This is a genomic window from Epilithonimonas sp. UC225_85 (assembly GCF_042695135.1).
GTDB lineage: Bacteria > Bacteroidota > Bacteroidia > Flavobacteriales > Weeksellaceae > Epilithonimonas.
Map to the genome: position 1 here is coordinate 1,319,096 of NZ_CP170547.1, position 18,266 is coordinate 1,337,361.

Consider the following 18,266-nt stretch of genomic DNA (forward strand, 5'->3'; position numbering starts at 1 on the left):
ACAAAAAGCATTGAAATCAAAATAACAGGCCCGAATAACTCCAATCCGAAAGCTCCAAAAATTGCTAATACTAACATACTCTAATATTTGCACCAAAGCTAAAATGATTTTATGGTTCTGCTTTACGTATAAATACTGATTTTTATATAAGTAGTTGTCTTTTAGAGTTATTAATGCGATTTTTCATCATAGAAAACAGGAACACCTGTCTCTTCATCCAGTCCGATAAGGATGATTCTGTATTGTTTTGCAGTATCATTATTGTAGAATTCTACTTTTGCCGGATGGTTTGGCTGAGCTTTTAATTTTGGATTCCAGTACAGATTGCTGCGGTTATCGTTTGTGCTTTTTAGAATAGTAGTGCTGTAATTGACATTTTTAAAATCTTCCACTTTATCATAACCCTTCAAAGTAAAGAATTTAAGCCCTGTTATTGACTTCGGATCCTGATCAGATGTTGTATTTCCATTATTTCGTGTATAGACGAGGATTGCCCCGTTTGAATTCCCAAAACCGCCAAAGAAATCATCTCTCACGACTTTTATCATGGCGATATTAGAAATGCTGAGACCTCTTAAGAACTCCAGATCTGTCTTAGATTCATCCAGATAGACATCCGCTTTTTTATTTCTGATAAAGGCGTCTATATCGGCACCATCACGTTTGATCTGTAACCCGGCAACTCTGCCCTCAAGCCAAAGTAAGATGTCGGGTGAACCTGAGGAAAGCAACTTGTCATTCACAAAATCAAAGATAGTTTCGGACGGACTTTGAAACATTGGACTGCTGAGTTCATCATTCAGTTTTTCCGTAGATGTTTCTTTGCGGGCAGCTTTTATTTTCACTTCTTCGATATCCGTTATTTTTTCATTCAGTTTTTTATCAAATCGACTGCTTTCTACTGCTTTTGAAGCTTCGGGTGAAAGAACTTCGTTTGAAGCCCGTTTCACCAAAATGAAATCTGTTTTTGGTAATTCTTTTTTCAATGGTACAAAAGAAACTTTAGGAATAATAACGGCATCTGTATTATCTGCCTTTAACTGATAATATATTTTCTGAGGTTCATCAAAAGACATATTCTTCAGGTTGATATCGCCATTACTATCCGTCATAACAGTGGTTAATTTGGATCCTGCTTTTTCACCTTCAAACATAACATTCACACCGGTGTTTGGAACTGGTTTTCCATTGGTAGTTATTCTGATCGAGTAGGAAAGATAAGGCTCAGGCTTATTTTTAATAACAGGAAATTTCCCCGCTATGATATCCTGCCAGCTGAAACGTGTCCATCGTTCGGATATTAATAAGGCGTCTAAAGCATCGGTATTTCGGTTGTCTGCAAAATACTGTGAAGGATTATTTATGTAATCTATAAAATCGCCCGTCAGCCAAAGTGTACTCAGCATATTCTCACTGTTAACAGACTTCGAAGCATCGTAGATTGCTATCATATAATCCGGAATATTTGTATTGGACTTAATCTCAAAAGAGTTAATACTTTTTGGCTGAAGATTGAAAGATGAATTCTCGATCACAGGTTTCTGGATATTGAGTTTTTGAGGCTGTACGAAACAAAGCCTTTGTGCTAACACATTTTCCTTCTCATCAAACAAAGTGAATTGTATAACACTATTGATTAATTGGGCAGTTGGAATAGAAAATGTTTCGCCATTATTATCCTTTTTAATTTTTGCCTTATAAACCAATTTATTACCGATTGTTGCGATCAGTTTGTAATAGCCGGAATTCTCTGCCAGATTATTGGATTTTAAGCTGTAATCAATTGTGTTGATATTACTCTTAACCTGGAAGTTGATTCCGCTTTCCGAGACATCAGGCAGATCTGTAGTCTGTCTTTTACCTTTATCGTCAATAACTGTCAGCTGATATTTCTTACCTTTTTGTGGTGTAATAGAAAATATTCCGACATTCTCATCCAGTCCTTTGAAGTCACTCAAATGTGTGTCAGGTTTTTCTTTATTAATGACAAATCCGCTCCAGCTCATTGGCAGATCACTTTTTGACCAAAGCCGAACAGCAACTTTAGTATTAATGCCATCTACAAAAGTTCCGCTTTCCGGATAAGCAGAAGCCGTCCAGTCAGATGAGGTATTATGCACAAGCTTTTCCGATGAACTAGGGTTGTAAACAGCAATTGGTTTGATAAACTGAAAATCTTCACTGAAATTGTTCATCCATGTGGTATAAGCTCTTATGTAATAATTATTTTCTTTGAGATCGTCTGGCAGTACAAAATTGCCTTCACTTTCGCTGTTGTAAATGGGAATCAACTTTTTATCAATGAGTTTTTTGTTGCTGTCCAGAAGTTCTATAAATAGGGTAGTAGAAATTGTGGATCTGCTGTAAGCATCGAATACAAAAGCTTTGAACCAAATATTATCTCCGGCGGCGTAATTATCTTTGTTCAGCATCAGATAAACCTTTTCCTGCGGGAAATCCTGATCCAGCTTTTGAATGGCCACTTCCGCTTTGTCCTGAGCAAAGATCTGACAGGATAATATTAGCAGCAGGGAGAATAATATTCGGTAGATCAGAAAATTATAACGATTCATTAACAAAAATTTGATACGATAAATCTACAAATGTTAGTGACTGAAAATGAAATGTTTGAGCAAGATTAACACAAGTTTATAACAGATTAAATTGGGCTTAAAATACTCGAAATTTGATTGATAATTGTATTCTTTTAAATAGTTGATAATGATAGTTTATTATAACTATTTAATATGTAATTGATTGAATATTTGATACTTAGCTGTATTTTAATATTGAAATTTTTATTAATTTTATGCCATTAAAACCATTAATGATGAAAAACAAAAACGATTTTAAGCTGGAAAATCTATTTATCTTCATGATAAATTCTTTCAACGAAATTACACAAATGCTGAATGACCGTCTTCCAATGTCCACAAATTCAGATGATACCGACTACAGAGATGCTGCAGACACAAAACGGAGACTGAATGTAAGTGACAGCACACTCTACCGTTGGCGGAAAGAAGGCATAATTGATTTCCAAATAAGAAAAGGTAAGATCTATTATGACATCGCCTCTGTACTGAAGAAAAGAAAGTAATTCTTCAGATCATCTTCGGGATTCCTCCGGATCGGCTTCGGAAAAAACATTTTTTTTCCGAAGAAGACCCGAAGAAAAGGGGTAGTTGATCCGAAGGAATGTGGAAGTAACCTGTCATTTTCTGTTAATTCAAATCAAAAGCGGTCAAAACCTGTCAGGGGTGTACAGCGTGTGGTTTTCTGTTTTAAATTCGTGTTGTTATACAATTAAAATTAATAATTATGGCAACATTTAACAAAGGAATCCTTGGCGGATTTTCAGGAAAAGTAGGAACAGTAGTAGGTGCCAACTGGCGTGGTAAAGACATTATGCGGAGTCTTCCAAAACCATCACAGAAGGAGCCAACCGAGAAGCAGCTTCTGCAACAGGAAAAATTCAAATTGGCAGTCGCTTTTCTGCAGCCGCTCAAAACGATTCAGTCACAATATTTTGGGTCGAGTAGCGGGGTGAAATCGAGAGTAAATCTGGCGACTTCTTACACCATCAATGAAGCGATAGAAGTTTTAAAAGGCGTTCCGGAGCTGATGTACAACAAGGTGCTGATCACACGAGGCGAACTTACAGGTTTCCAAAACGCCATACTTTCTACGCAAGCTGGCGGTGTTCTGGATCTGGAATGGGAAGACAACAGTACGCAGGGCAATGCATCGGCAACGGATCAGGTGAGCCTGGTAGCTTACTGCAAGGAGCTGAAGGACTTTCAGATTTTTGAAGGCATTGTGATGCGCTCCGATCTGATGGTGAGTGTCACACTCCCGAACTTCTGCATCGGTAAATCCGTGGAGGTGTGGGCCTTCCTCAACAATGAGAAGCAAACCTTTGCGAGTAACAGTTTTTATCTGGGCGAGCATACGGTGCTCTAGAATGAAGAATCCACTTGAGAGAGTGGATTTTTTTTGTTCTATTAGGGGAATAAAAAAAGGTGAGTTGCCCCACCTTGAATGTTTTGTTCATTAATACCTAATATATCTAAAAGAATTCACGAAACATTTAAAATAAAAAATGCCCCGCAGGTAGGCGAGGCGCTAAATGTTTTCACAACGGAATAATCCTTATTGTGAATTGCTTTCGGATACAAATGTAAATATTAATTATTTAATCACTTTACGGTTTTCCGTATTTTTATGAATTAATTTCTGTTTAATTTTAGGAATTTCAAATAAACTAGATAGCTATGGTAAAAAATATACTTGGATTGGACTTGGGAGTTTCATCAATTGGGTGGGCTTATGTTCAGGAAGATAATAAAAATTCTGCAAATAATAAAATCATCAAGTTAGGTGTGCGTGTGAATCCATTAACGGTTGATGAGCAGATTAATTTTGAAAAAGGAAAGCCTATTACGACTAATGCCAGTAGAACTTTAGCAAGAAGTGCAAGAAGAAATCTTCAAAGATTCAAGTTGAGGAGGAATAATCTTATTGATATTTTGAAAAAAAGAAATATTCTTAAAGAAGGAGATTTGCTTGCAGAAGTCGGAAAGAATTCTACATTTCAAACCCAAGAATTAAGAGCTAAATCAGCGAAAGAGAAAATTGAACTTTCAGATTTTGTAAGGGTTTTACTTTTAATAAATAAAAAGCGAGGCTATAAAAGCAGTAGAAAGGCAAAAAACGAAGATGAAGGACAAATCATCGACGGAATGGCTGTTGCTAAAAAATTGTATGAAGAGAATCTAACACCTGGAGAATATTCTTACCAACTTTTACTGGATGGTAAAAAGCAATTACCGGATTTTTATCGTTCTGATTTACAATCTGAATTTGACAAAGTTTGGAATTTTCAAAAACAATTTAACTCTGAAATTCTTACTGATGAGCTTTATAAGTCATTAGAAGGGAAGAGTAAAAACGCAACTTGGAAGATTTTAGAAATACCGTTTTCTCTAGTTGGAATTAAACAAATAGGGACTTTACAAGATAAAAAGATTGAAAAATATCTTTGGAGAAGTGAAGCTGTGAAAAAGAAATTGGATTTTGAAATCCTAGCTATCGTACTTCAAGAGATTAATAGTAACCTGAATAATTCCAGCGGTTATCTAGGCGCAATAAGTGACAGAAGCAAAGAATTGTATTTTAATAATCAAACTGTTGGCGAATATCTTTATCAACAACTAAAAGTAAATCCCCATACGAAACTTAAAAATCAGGTTTTTTACAGACAAGATTATTTGGATGAGTTTGAAAAAATATGGGAAACTCAATCTAAATATCATTCGGAATTAACAAAAAGTTTAAAAGAAGAAGTTCGTGATGTTGTCATTTTCTATCAAAGAAAACTGAAATCTCAGAAAGGTTTAATAAGTATTTGTGAGTTTGAAAACAGAGAAATTGAAATTACGGAAAACGGAAAGACAAAGAAGAAAACTGTTGGATTAAAAGTAGCTCCAAAGTCTTCTCCATTATTCCAAGAGTTCAAAATTTGGCAGGTTTTTAATAATCTTCAGTTTCAAAATTTAGAATCCAGAGAGATTTTTCCAATTGATTTAGAGTTTAAACAATCAATTTTTGATGAAGTTAATATCAAAGGAAGACTTTCTGCAAAGGAAGTGTTAGATATTATGGGCTATTCTGGTAAAGAATGGAAAACTAATTTTAAAGATATTGAAGGTAATAATACCAATGAAAACTTATACGCTGCTTACCTGAGAATTATAGCCAATAAAGGAGTAGAATTTCCAAAAGAATTTAAATTAACTATTGAGGATGAAATTAAAATTTCTAAGATTCATTCTTCTGCGGAAATCATAAAACTATTTGTCAAAGAAAAACTGTCCGAATTAGGAGTTGATATTTCTATATTAGATTTCAATCCGGAATTGGACGGAACTGATTTTGAGAAGCAAAGTTCCTATCAGCTTTGGCATCTGTTGTATTCTTACGAGGGTGATGATTCTCCTTCCGGAAACGAGAAACTGTATGAGCTTTTAGAAAAAAAATTTGGTTTTAAAAAAGAACATTCCAAAGTATTGGCTGAAATTGGTTTTTCTCATGATTATGGAAACTTAAGTTCTAAGGCAATGCGAAAGATATATCCATACGTTAAAGAACATAAATATAGCGATGCTTGTCATTTAGCAGGTTATACTCATTCAAAAAATTCATTAACACAAGAGCAACTTGAGAATAGACTTTTAAAAGACCAATTAGAGATTCTTCCAAAAAATTCATTGCGAAATCCTGTGGTTGAGAAGATTTTGAATCAAATGATTAATTTGGTAAATGAAGTATCAAAAGAATATGGAAGACCGGATGAAATAAGAATTGAACTTGCACGAGAACTGAAAAATAATGCTGAAGAAAGAGCCAATATGACTTCTGAAATCAGCAAAGCAACTTTATTACATCAGAAATATGCAGAAGTCCTGCAAAGAGAATTTGGAATTAAGTCGCCTTCTAGAAATGACCTTATTCGATATAAATTATATCTGGAATTGGAAAAAAATCTGTTTAAAGATTTATACACTGATGTACAAATCAAGAAAGATGAGCTTTTTACGGATAAATATGATATCGACCATATTATTCCGCAATCGAGATTCTTCGATGACAGTTTTTCTAATAAAGTTTTAGTTCCAAGAGGGGCAAATCTGAAAAAAGGAAATTTTACAGCTTTTGATTATATGGAAATTGAAGGAAAAGAAAGACTAGAAAAATTCCTCAATCTCATCAAAGAGCTTTATGACAAGAGTGGAATTACAAAGGCTAAATATGAAAAACTTCAGAAAAAAGGAATTGAAATAGGCGATGGTTTTATAGAAAGAGACTTACGTAATACGCAATATATAGCAAAAAAGGCAAAAGAGATTCTTTTTGAAATTACCAATTCTGTAGTTCCTACAACAGGAAGAATTACCGATAAGCTCCGTGAAGATTGGAATTTGGTAAATACAATGAAGGAACTTAATTTGGAAAAATACAGAAAATTAGGTTTAACTGAAACTGTGATTAATTCTAAAGGGGAAGAAAAAGAGAGGATTACCGATTGGACTAAAAGAAATGACCATCGTCATCACGCAATGGACGCTCTTACGGTGGCTTTTACTACACATAATCATATTCAATATTTGAATTATCTGAATGCAAGAAAAGATGAGAATCACAAGCAACATAAAGTAATTTCAAACATAGAGAATCTTATTACCAAAGTATTTGAAAAGAAAAATGGTTCTAAGCAAAGAAGATTTATTGAACCAATTAAAAATTTTAGGATTGATGCAAAAAAGCATTTGGATGAAGTGTTGATTTCTCATAAAGCTAAAAATAAAGTTGTTACAAAGAATATCAATAAAACCAAAAAAAATGGTGGATTAGTGTCTAAAGTTGTACTAACACCAAGAGGGCAACTTCACAAAGAAACCATCTATGGCAGTGCAAAATTTCTTAAAACTAAAGAAGAAAAAGTATCAGGAAAGTTTGATTTGGAGACAATCAATAAAGTTCAGAATGAAAAGTTCAAAAGTGCTTTATTGGAACGTTTACAAGAATTTGGAGGAGATTCTAAGAAAGCATTTACAGGTAAAAATATCTTAGCTAAAAATCCAATTTATCTGAATGAAGAAAAAACCGAACAAGTTCCTGAGAGTGTAATTTTAGCTTGGTATGAAGTAAATTATACTATAAGAAAAGCAGTAAATCCGGAAAACTTTAAAGATTACAAAAATCTTGATAAAATTATTGATAAAGGTGTAAAGGAAATATTAAAAAATCGTATGGATGCATTTAATGGAAATGCCAAAGAAGCTTTTTCTGATTTAGAAAAGAATCCGATTTGGTTGAATGAATCTAAAGGAATTGCTGTGAAAACAGTTACAATAACCGGAATCAGTAATGTACAAAGTTTGCATAACCAAAAAGACCATTTAGGCAAAGATATTCTTGATGAAAGCGGTAACAAATTACCTGTTGACTTTGTAAGCACAGGAAATAATCATCATCTAGCCGTTTACATTAACGAAAATCTAGAGCTTGATGATAATGTAGTGTCATTATATGAAGCAGTTGAAAGAGTAAATCAAGGTATAGATATAGTAGATAAATCTTATAAGTCTAATGATGGATATCACTTTTTATTTTCTTTGAAACAAAATGAAATGTTCTTGTTTCCTTCTGAAGATTTCAACCCAAAAGAAGTTGATTTGTTTGATGATAAAAACTTAAGTCTAATTTCTAAAAATATGTTTAGGGTTCAAAAGATTTCAAAAGTTGGTTACGGTAATTCTTTTGTAAGGGATTTTGTTTTTAGACATCATTTGGAGACTTCTGTTGAGGAAAAAAAAGAACTTCGAAATATTACCTATGTACAATTGAAGAGTTTAGAAGGCTTAAGAAATGTTGTAAAAGTTAGACTTAATCATATTGGGAAGATAGTTCAAGTTAACGAATACTAAATAATTTATGATCACCCGCTCTATCTACATCGGCAATCCCGCCTACCTAAAACTCAAAGATGAGCAAATGTACATTATGGAACCTTCTTCCAATGAGATGAAAGGCAAAATCCCCGTGGAAGATTTGGGTTTGCTAATGTTGGACCATTTTCAGATTACGATTTCTCATCAGCTCATTCAAAAAATGATGGGAAATAATGTAGTTGTGGTCAGTTGCGATAGCCATCATTTGCCACACGGGATAATGCTTCCGCTTTATGGGCATACTGAACATTCTGACCGAATAAAAGACCAGCTAGAAGCCAGCGAACCTCTTAAAAAACAACTCTGGAAACAAACAATAGAATGTAAAATTGAAAATCAAAAAGAAGTCCTCCAACGATTAGGGAACTATTATGAACCAATGATTGATTATCAAAGCAATGTCAAAAGTGGAGATATTACCAATATGGAAGGCATTGCAGCTCAGCATTATTGGAAGTATCTTATCAGTTTGGATTTCCTCAGACAACGATTTGGAGATTCGCCTAATCAGTTCTTCAACTTTGGGTATTCAGTTCTTAGAAGTATTGTGGCGAGGGCAATTGTGGAAACAGGACTGCTTCCGGTATTGGGGATTTTTCATAAAAATAAATACAATCCTTATTGTCTCGCCGATGATTTGATGGAACCTTACCGACCATTTGTAGATTTGCTGGTAATGGATTGGCTCACAAAGAATCCGAATATTGAGGAACTGACAAAAGAATTCAAATCACATATTCTACAGATTGCAACCAAAGATGTGGTGATAGATAGTAAAACAAGACCATTGCTGGTGGCAGTTAAAACAACTGCTACTTCGCTTTACAAATGTTACACAGGAGAAAAACGTTTGATTTCCTATCCTGAGTTCAAATAAATGAACGGTTGGGTCATTGTACTTTTTACAACGTACATAATACAATAGAAAATGAATGCCGAAAGGTTTAACGCTTATCGAATTATGTGGGTATTAGTATTATACGACTTGCCTACAGAAACCAAAGCCAATATGAAAGATGCCAACCGCTTTCGTAAGGCTTTGATGGATGATGGTTTTGCACTATTTCAGTTTTCTATGTATATGCGACATTGCCCGAGTCGTGAAAATGCTGAGGTACATATCAAGAGAGTGAAGTTTATGTTGCCAAAAGCAGGTAAAGTGGCTATAATGTGTATTACTGACAAACAATTCGGGGATATAGAAATTTTCTTCGCCAGAAATAAAGAAGAACCGCCACCGACCTTTCAACAATTGGAATTGTTCTAAATTCTGAATCCTAAAAACAAAAATAATCTACTGAAAATCAGTAGATTATTTTTTGAGGTTGTGTTGTATCCCAAAGATACTCAAAAATGAAAGCAATTCACAACTATTGACGCTGTGTCTCCTTGAGCTCCAAAGTTGTGTTGTATCCCAAAGATACTCAAAAATGAAAGCAATTCACAACTTTCAAAAAATGGAGCTCGAAAAGTTATGAGTTGTGTTGTATCCCAAAGATACTCAAAAATGAAAGCAATTCACAACAAACAATTACGGGTATTGGTGCTGAATATAGTTGTGTTGTATCCCAAAGATACTCAAAAATGAAAGCAATTCACAACATGTTGGCCACAAAGGCTTATTGATAAATCGTTGTGTTGTATCCCAAAGATACTCAAAAATGAAAGCAATTCACAACAGTAGAAAAGACTTCTCTACTGCTAAAGGTGTTGTGTTGTATCCCAAAGATACTCAAAAATGAAAGCAATTCACAACATTCCAATCATCATCATTCATCCATTCCTCGTTGTGTTGTATCCCAAAGATACTCAAAAATGAAAGCAATTCACAACACCTCAAATATTTACTAATAAAATCAGCTGGTTGTGTTGTATCCCAAAGATACTCAAAAATGAAAGCAATTCACAACTAAGGCCAACAATAAATACAAATCACTTTAGTTGTGTTGTATCCCAAAGATACTCAAAAATGAAAGCAATTCACAACTGATTTGATAATTATTGCAGCACGACCGGCGTTGTGTTGTATCCCAAAGATACTCAAAAATGAAAGCAATTCACAACTGGTGGAATAGGAGCGACCATTTCAGAAACGTTGTGTTGTATCCCAAAGATACTCAAAAATGAAAGCAATTCACAACTGCAAAGATGATGGCTTTGTTTCTACTTAAGTTGTGTTGTATCCCAAAGATACTCAAAAATGAAAGCAATTCACAACTATTTATAACGGCCATCTTTACAAGTGATTGTTGTGTTGTATCCCAAAGATACTCAAAAATGAAAGCAATTCACAACAAGTGGAAAGAAAGGACTTCACCATATTCAGTTGTGTTGTATCCCAAAGATACTCAAAAATGAAAGCAATTCACAACAGCAATGGCGCGTCTGTCTTCCGGCTCTTCGTTGTGTTGTATCCCAAAGATACTCAAAAATGAAAGCAATTCACAACCCGTAAGACATTTTTAGTAAATATCTCTATGTTGTGTTGTATCCCAAAGATACTCAAAAATGAAAGCAATTCACAACTAACAATCTTCCAGATAATGTTACTAATGAGTTGTGTTGTATCCCAAAGATACTCAAAAATGAAAGCAATTCACAACGCTTATAACTTTCTTATCCAATTCAGATCCGTTGTGTTGTATCCCAAAGATACTCAAAAATGAAAGCAATTCACAACTAGACGCGCATAACCATGCTAAAGATTGTGGTTGTGTTGTATCCCAAAGATACTCAAAAATGAAAGCAATTCACAACATCCCAATCATCATCATTCATCCATTCCTCGTTGTGTTGTATCCCAAAGATACTCAAAAATGAAAGCAATTCACAACTAAGACATTGCCGTTATGTTTGAAGGTCCAGTTGTGTTGTATCCCAAAGATACTCAAAAATGAAAGCAATTCACAACTATTTTTGCTTTCTCTGCTTTTGCTTCTTCGTTGTGTTGTATCCCAAAGATACTCAAAAATGAAAGCAATTCACAACTTTCAAATGGTGTTGAATTGAAGCCAATGAGTTGTGTTGTATCCCAAAGATACTCAAAAATGAAAGCAATTCACAACCATCCGCAATATATTGAGATAATGGATTTCGTTGTGTTGTATCCCAAAGATACTCAAAAATGAAAGCAATTCACAACAAATTAGACAACATTTTTAAGGCTGTAGATGTTGTGTTGTATCCCAAAGATACTCAAAAATGAAAGCAATTCACAACTGGCTCCGCTTCTATTTCTTTTGTTATGAAGTTGTGTTGTATCCCAAAGATACTCAAAAATGAAAGCAATTCACAACTACAACGTGTTCGTATTCAGTATCTTGCTGGTTGTGTTGTATCCCAAAGATACTCAAAAATGAAAGCAATTCACAACTTTAACAAGTTCGGCAAGAATTTCGGTTTGGTTGTGTTGTATCCCAAAGATACTCAAAAATGAAAGCAATTCACAACCAATTGATGATATTAATATGCAATTCAATGGTTGTGTTGTATCCCAAAGATACTCAAAAATGAAAGCAATTCACAACCCTATTTGCGCGTCCATAGTTGCAAAGATAGTTGTGTTGTATCCCAAAGATACTCAAAAATGAAAGCAATTCACAACTGGCAAGGCGAAAACGGCAAATTAGCTAATGTTGTGTTGTATCCCAAAGATACTCAAAAATGAAAGCAATTCACAACCCTGGCATAAAGATTACGATAATGCAGATCGTTGTGTTGTATCCCAAAGATACTCAAAAATGAAAGCAATTCACAACTACTAAGATGACTAAGAAACAATTCGACATGTTGTGTTGTATCCCAAAGATACTCAAAAATGAAAGCAATTCACAACTATTGGGGCGTTTTAATCCCCCAATTCCAAGTTGTGTTGTATCCCAAAGATACTCAAAAATGAAAGCAATTCACAACATTAGCTATGAGCAACACTAAATTTATAAAGTTGTGTTGTATCCCAAAGATACTCAAAAATGAAAGCAATTCACAACTCCGGAGATAACCGAGCGTTGGTTGGAAGTGTTGTGTTGTATCCCAAAGATACTCAAAAATGAAAGCAATTCACAACACTTCTCCTTCATTATCTTTCACAAAGATAGTTGTGTTGTATCCCAAAGATACTCAAAAATGAAAGCAATTCACAACTTGCTGTGAGGCTGTCATTAATCTACAGGCGTTGTGTTGTATCCCAAAGATACTCAAAAATGAAAGCAATTCACAACTATTCGTTCGCTTCACTGTATTTTTCAGGAGTTGTGTTGTATCCCAAAGATACTCAAAAATGAAAGCAATTCACAACTACACCAACGGCTATTAATATTGGAATTGTGTTGTGTTGTATCCCAAAGATACTCAAAAATGAAAGCAATTCACAACTTATGAAACTACAAAATAAACAAATAAAAAGTTGTGTTGTATCCCAAAGATACTCAAAAATGAAAGCAATTCACAACAAAAAAGATGTCGAACAGCGAAATAGTGAAGTTGTGTTGTATCCCAAAGATACTCAAAAATGAAAGCAATTCACAACATGAAATTTCGCCATACTATTTAGGCAATAGTTGTGTTGTATCCCAAAGATACTCAAAAATGAAAGCAATTCACAACCAGTAATATTACATCCGGGAGTTTTACTCAGTTGTGTTGTATCCCAAAGATACTCAAAAATGAAAGCAATTCACAACATAATGAAAAACAAATACATAAAACTCGGAGTTGTGTTGTATCCCAAAGATACTCAAAAATGAAAGCAATTCACAACTACTCAACTATCAACCATAATTCTAAATTAGTTGTGTTGTATCCCAAAGATACTCAAAAATGAAAGCAATTCACAACACAAAGGATGAGGTTTTCACAGCCCACAATGTTGTGTTGTATCCCAAAGATACTCAAAAATGAAAGCAATTCACAACTAGTAATGTCTGTTTTAGTAATAAACCAAAGTTGTGTTGTATCCCAAAGATACTCAAAAATGAAAGCAATTCACAACAAGGCGGTCTTTTCTTTTTGATCCCCCAAGGTTGTGTTGTATCCCAAAGATACTCAAAAATGAAAGCAATTCACAACTACAGTCGCCATCATCGGCCAAGATCAGCTGTTGTGTTGTATCCCAAAGATACTCAAAAATGAAAGCAATTCACAACTAACAGACAAACTTACAAGAGAGCAGCAACGTTGTGTTGTATCCCAAAGATACTCAAAAATGAAAGCAATTCACAACATTCAAAATGAATTATTTCGGTAAAATGGAGTTGTGTTGTATCCCAAAGATACTCAAAAATGAAAGCAATTCACAACACTTCAGCAGGCTTGGATAGATAACGCTGAGTTGTGTTGTATCCCAAAGATACTCAAATAAATATTGATCATTCTAGTCTTTAGCCACTCTCACCACCACCGGAAAATGATCACTCCACCCACCAATATAACGTGATCCGGAGTATGTTCTAAGCGAATATTGGCTGTTCTTATTGTCTTTATTCCGCAGTCGGGGTGAGTTGTAGATCTCAGCAGTTATAGTTTTGAAACCTAATGAATCCAAAATCAAATCCTCAGTAAACAAAATCTGATCAAATCCAACGCCCTTTTTACCGTGATAAGTAGTGAACTTGCTATTGAGATATAAAGCTTCAAAAGGATTAGTCAACATTTTTTGACCTTTTCTATCAAGAAGTAACTGTTGCAATTCCTCCGCATCCGGATTTTCATTAAAATCGCCCATAATAATGATTGGTTCTTCTTTATCAAACAAATCCTGAATAGTTTTATTCAATTGTTCAAGAATATAATTCCGCTGGTCTCTTTTGATGTCCCGCTCTCTTTTGGAAGGTAGATGAAGAACAAACACGTGAAGTTTCTTTCCTTCAAATAAGAATTCGGCGTGAAGAATATCGCGGGTCTCAAATTCCAAATCATCGTAGGCCTGAAACTGTAAGGTTATGAAATTTAGTAAGGAAAATTTGGACTTATCAAAAAGCAAAGCAACACTTAATCCTCTGGAATCATTCGATTGCTTGTAGATGATTTCGTAATTATGAATCGGGGAATTTTCATTAATCAAATCATCTAAGACCGATCTGTCACCAATCTCTGCCAAGCCAATAATAGAAGGCAATTGCCCATAGTCTTCATTAATGAAACGAAATACATTACCGATTTTTCGAACCTTCAGATTGTATTTGTACTCATCCCAATTGCGGAGTCCGGAACTTTTAATTTCTGAATCTTTATCATCAGGCGGAAAGAAATTCTCGACGTTGTAAAACATCATCAATTCCTGATTCATAGCTTCTACCAACGTTTTCTTCTCATATAAATAAACGTAAAAGCTACAATCGTAAACATCAGTCCCAAAGTGAAGAAATAACCATTCTTATGATGCAGTTCCGGCATATTATCGAAGTTCATTCCGTAGATCCCGGCAATGAAGGTGATCGGTAAAAAGTACACCGAATAGATTGCCAAAAGCTTCATCACCTGATTGGCCTTCTGGTCAGACATTGCCAAAAACATAGAGATAAGGTTAGTCGTTTGTGCATTCAAATGGTCATAGTCTGCGGTTACATCTTTCTGCTTATCAAGAAGATCCATTACCTGAACATCCTCCAGGTCCAAAGTTTTAAACTTCGATATCCATTCACCGGACATATTTAATATTCTGGTATTGAGGCCGGATTTACGCTTTACTTTATAAAGTCTTCGGATCTGGACAGAGTCGTTGGTGTTTTTCAGGAAGATCTCGTTTTCCATCGCATCCAGTATTTCCAGAAGATTGCTGCTTTCATCATCAAAACTCTTCATGATCTTCAGTGCCAACCGCAATGCCAATTCATCTCTTTTCACAGTATTGATATCCTCTTTATCGAGTTCCGAGCATAATTCGTGAATGCTTTTACTCTTCGTTCTATGCGTCGTAATAATGAGGTGCGGAAGCAGAAAAATGCCCAGCTTGCTGCTGATATCACTGATTGTGTTCAGCGTTCTTCTTTCCAGATCGGTTGCTTCCCGGGTCAGAAAAAATTTCACATCGCCTACTTCTTCATATTTCGGAAGGTGGTTTGGGTCTATCGTATCTTCCAGCAAAAGATGATTGATATGATACCGCTCGTGCAAAAACTGCAGGTCTTCCTCTGTCGGCGCAGTCACATCGATCCATTCCCAGTGCTTTGACTTATATTTCTGTTCTATTGGCATATCGCAAAACTAAATAAAATTACAATTACTTGATAAGAATTGCTTATTGATTTTATTGGGGCAGCTTTATCCGCCTTCCGTTCCCGCTTTTTTGTTATTGCGAAGAAGCGGAGTAATCAGTTGAACTTTTCTACAACCGCAATGACAAAAAGAGCTCCACTCAAGTCGGGCTGCGCTTCGCAATATTCAACATTTGTCATAATCAGAAAGTTATATTTTGTAATTTAATTCACTTAAAATCAATCTAATATTCGACCTTTCAATTCTAACTTCCAATAAAAAAACTTATGTAATAAATAAAATATTTACATTTGTCGGTATCAATACTATTACAAAATGATCAAAAGTTTAATTGCGGGTGTAGGCCATTACGTACCAGAAAATATTGTAACCAATGATGATCTTTCTAAATTGATGACCACCAATGATGAGTGGATTACAGAAAGAACAGGCATCAAAGAAAGACGCCACCGCAAAAACCGCACAGACTCAGAAGAAACAACTTCTTTTTACGGCTTCAAAGCCTCAGAAATAGCTCTCAAAAATGCAAACCTTACCGCAAAAGACATAGATTATATAGTTTTCGCCACCTTGTCTCCGGATTATTATTTCCCGGGTTCTGGTGTACTTTTGCAGGAATTGTTGGGTTGTGATACGATTGGCGCATTAGATGTAAGAAACCAATGTTCGGGCTTTGTTTATGCAATGAGCGTTGCCGATGCGTTCATCAAATCCGGATTGTACAAGAATGTTTTGGTGGTTGGTGCAGAGATTCATTCTTTCGGACTGGATTTTTCTGATGCCGGACGAGGCGTTTCCGTGATCTTCGGAGATGGAGCAGGAGCAGTGGTTTTATCAGCCAGCGAAGATGTGAATGCAAAGGGAATCCTTTCCGTCAATATGCATTCGGAAGGTAAATATGCAGAAGAATTAGCCGTGAAATTCCCGGGAACAAAACTTGGCTGGAGCGATACTTTGTTGACTAATCCGGATTCTATAACTTCAGAAGATATTTATCCGGTGATGAATGGAAACTTCGTTTTCAAACACGCTGTGACAAGATTTCCGGAGACTATTTTGGAAGCTTTGGAAAAAGCAGGGAAGAAAATTGAAGACCTTGATTTACTTATTCCACATCAGGCAAATATCAGAATTGCACAATATGTTCAGCAGTTGCTTCATCTGCCGGACGAAAAAGTATTCGTGAACATCCAAAAATATGGCAATACAACGGCGGCTTCTATTCCAATTGCTTTGAGTGAAGCCATTTTGGAAGGCAGAATGAAACGCGGAGATTTGGTTTGTATGTCAGCTTTCGGAAGCGGCTTCACCTGGGGAAGTGTCTTATTCGAATATTAATTCAATTTTGCTAAAGCCCGCTTAAAATTATTTTTAGATAATTCGATATTATCTTTCTCACAGATTACGCAGATTACGTAGATTTTATTCAGACTATATTAATCTGCTGAATCTGCGTAATCTGCGAGAATAAAAAATAATCGTCAGGAAGATTCTTAAAATAAAAAGTCGCTATTCGTATTTCGAATAGCGACTTTTTGTTAACCATTTATTTTCTGGACAACTTTATCCGATAAATTTTTCAGCTGCATCATTTCTTCCAGATTCAGATTCATTGCTTTTGCAAGTTCAATCGGGATGCAGGTTGCTTTTTCTTTTAGTTTCTGACCTTTTTCGGTTAGGTGAATTTTCACGACCCGCTCGTCTTCTTTGCTTCGTTTTCGGGTTAGATATCCTTTGGACTCTAAACGTTTTAATAATGGCGTCAAAGTTCCATTATCCAATTGTAACATTTCTCCAACCTGATTTACGGTCAGATCGTCCTTTTCCCAAAGCGTCATCATCGTGATGTATTGTGGATAGGTCAGCCCAATATCGTTCAGAATCGGACGATAACATTGCATGATTTCTCGATGCAAAACATAAACTGAAAAACATAATTGTTTATCTAATTTTAGTAGATCTTCCATATTCAGCTTTTATATTATATTCCACAATGTTCAAAGATAACAGGATTTTGCTTTCTCTTAGTTGTTGCTAACGGTCAGTTTTACTTCTATATTTCCTCTAGTAGCATTAGAATAAGGACAAACTTGATGCGCTTTTTCAATCAATTCCTGAGCTTGTTCAATAGTAACTCCCGGAATGTTGGCGTGCAATTCTGCTTCCAATCCAAAACCACCATTTTCGATTTGTCCGATTCCTACTTTCGCAGTGACTGTAGTTTCTCCAGTTGCGATTTTACTTTGTTTGATAACCAAATTCAATGCGCTGTCAAAACAAGCCGAATATCCTGCAGCAAAAAGCATTTCCGGATTAGCATAATCGTCATTTGCACCGCCTAAACCTTTTGGCATTCTCACTTCTAAATCAAGAATTCCGTTATCACTTTTCACGTTTCCGTTTCTTCCTCCTTTGGCTGTAGCACCGATGCTGTACAATGTTTTCATTTTGTTGATAATTTATTATTATTTGATGATGCAAATGTATAGCGTAAAATAATATTGCGCACAATATAAAATAATGTTTCCATCAAACTCG

The 18,266-nt window shown here is 35.2% G+C and carries 11 protein-coding genes and 1 CRISPR repeat array; of the genes, 6 read left to right on the forward strand and 5 right to left on the reverse strand.

Annotated elements, in window-relative coordinates; genetic code table 11:
- Positions 1-170: 170 nt before the first annotated feature.
- Positions 171-2,573, reverse strand: a complete 2,403-nt coding sequence (locus ACFJGY_RS06260; RefSeq protein WP_379969188.1) for a hypothetical protein — start codon at positions 2,571-2,573, stop codon at positions 171-173.
- Positions 2,574-2,830: 257 nt separating this feature from the next.
- On the opposite strand from ACFJGY_RS06260, the gene ACFJGY_RS06265 reads away from it, so the two are divergent.
- From ACFJGY_RS06265 to cas2, 5 genes are all read left to right on the forward strand, one after another.
- A complete protein-coding gene (locus ACFJGY_RS06265; RefSeq protein WP_379969190.1) occupies positions 2,831-3,100 on the forward strand; it encodes a hypothetical protein in 270 nt (89 codons plus the stop codon).
- A gap of 221 nt (positions 3,101-3,321) precedes the next feature.
- The gene (locus ACFJGY_RS06270) at positions 3,322-3,963 is read left to right on the forward strand and encodes a DUF6266 family protein (protein ID WP_379969192.1); all 642 of its coding nucleotides are present in this window, start codon (positions 3,322-3,324) and stop codon (positions 3,961-3,963) included.
- A 311-nt stretch (positions 3,964-4,274) separates the two neighbouring features.
- A complete protein-coding gene (cas9, locus tag ACFJGY_RS06275; protein ID WP_379969194.1) occupies positions 4,275-8,489 on the forward strand; it encodes a type II CRISPR RNA-guided endonuclease Cas9 in 4,215 nt (1,404 codons plus the stop codon).
- A 7-nt stretch (positions 8,490-8,496) separates the two neighbouring features.
- Entirely contained in the window at positions 8,497-9,390 is an 894-nt protein-coding gene (cas1, locus tag ACFJGY_RS06280; protein ID WP_379969196.1) for a type II CRISPR-associated endonuclease Cas1, read from the forward strand.
- Between the two features lie 51 nt (positions 9,391-9,441).
- A complete protein-coding gene (cas2, locus tag ACFJGY_RS06285) occupies positions 9,442-9,780 on the forward strand; it encodes a CRISPR-associated endonuclease Cas2 (RefSeq protein WP_232705642.1) in 339 nt (112 codons plus the stop codon).
- 57 nt (positions 9,781-9,837) lie between these two features.
- Positions 9,838-13,811: direct repeats of the CRISPR family, unit length 47 nt; unit sequence GTTGTGTTGTATCCCAAAGATACTCAAAAATGAAAGCAATTCACAAC.
- Positions 13,812-13,884: 73 nt separating this feature from the next.
- On the opposite strand, the gene ACFJGY_RS06290 is transcribed toward cas2, so the two are convergent.
- On the reverse strand, positions 13,885-14,799 hold the full coding sequence (locus ACFJGY_RS06290) for an endonuclease/exonuclease/phosphatase family protein (protein ID WP_379969199.1): 915 nt from the start codon (positions 14,797-14,799) through the stop codon (positions 13,885-13,887).
- 5 nt (positions 14,800-14,804) lie between these two features.
- Positions 14,805-15,707, reverse strand: a complete 903-nt coding sequence (locus ACFJGY_RS06295) for a CorA family divalent cation transporter (RefSeq protein ID WP_379969201.1) — start codon at positions 15,705-15,707, stop codon at positions 14,805-14,807.
- A 336-nt stretch (positions 15,708-16,043) separates the two neighbouring features.
- Here ACFJGY_RS06295 and ACFJGY_RS06300 point away from each other — a divergent pair, with 336 nt between their 5' ends.
- Positions 16,044-17,066 carry a 3-oxoacyl-ACP synthase III family protein gene (locus ACFJGY_RS06300; protein ID WP_379969203.1) on the forward strand — a complete coding sequence of 341 codons (1,023 nt, stop codon included), beginning with the start codon at positions 16,044-16,046 and terminating at the stop codon, positions 17,064-17,066.
- A gap of 200 nt (positions 17,067-17,266) precedes the next feature.
- Here the strand turns inward: ACFJGY_RS06300 and ACFJGY_RS06305 are convergent, their stop codons facing one another.
- Entirely contained in the window at positions 17,267-17,695 is a 429-nt protein-coding gene (locus ACFJGY_RS06305) for a MarR family winged helix-turn-helix transcriptional regulator (protein WP_379969205.1), read from the reverse strand.
- A gap of 57 nt (positions 17,696-17,752) precedes the next feature.
- The gene (locus ACFJGY_RS06310) at positions 17,753-18,175 is read right to left on the reverse strand and encodes an organic hydroperoxide resistance protein (RefSeq protein ID WP_379969207.1); all 423 of its coding nucleotides are present in this window, start codon (positions 18,173-18,175) and stop codon (positions 17,753-17,755) included.
- Positions 18,176-18,266: the final 91 nt, after the last annotated feature.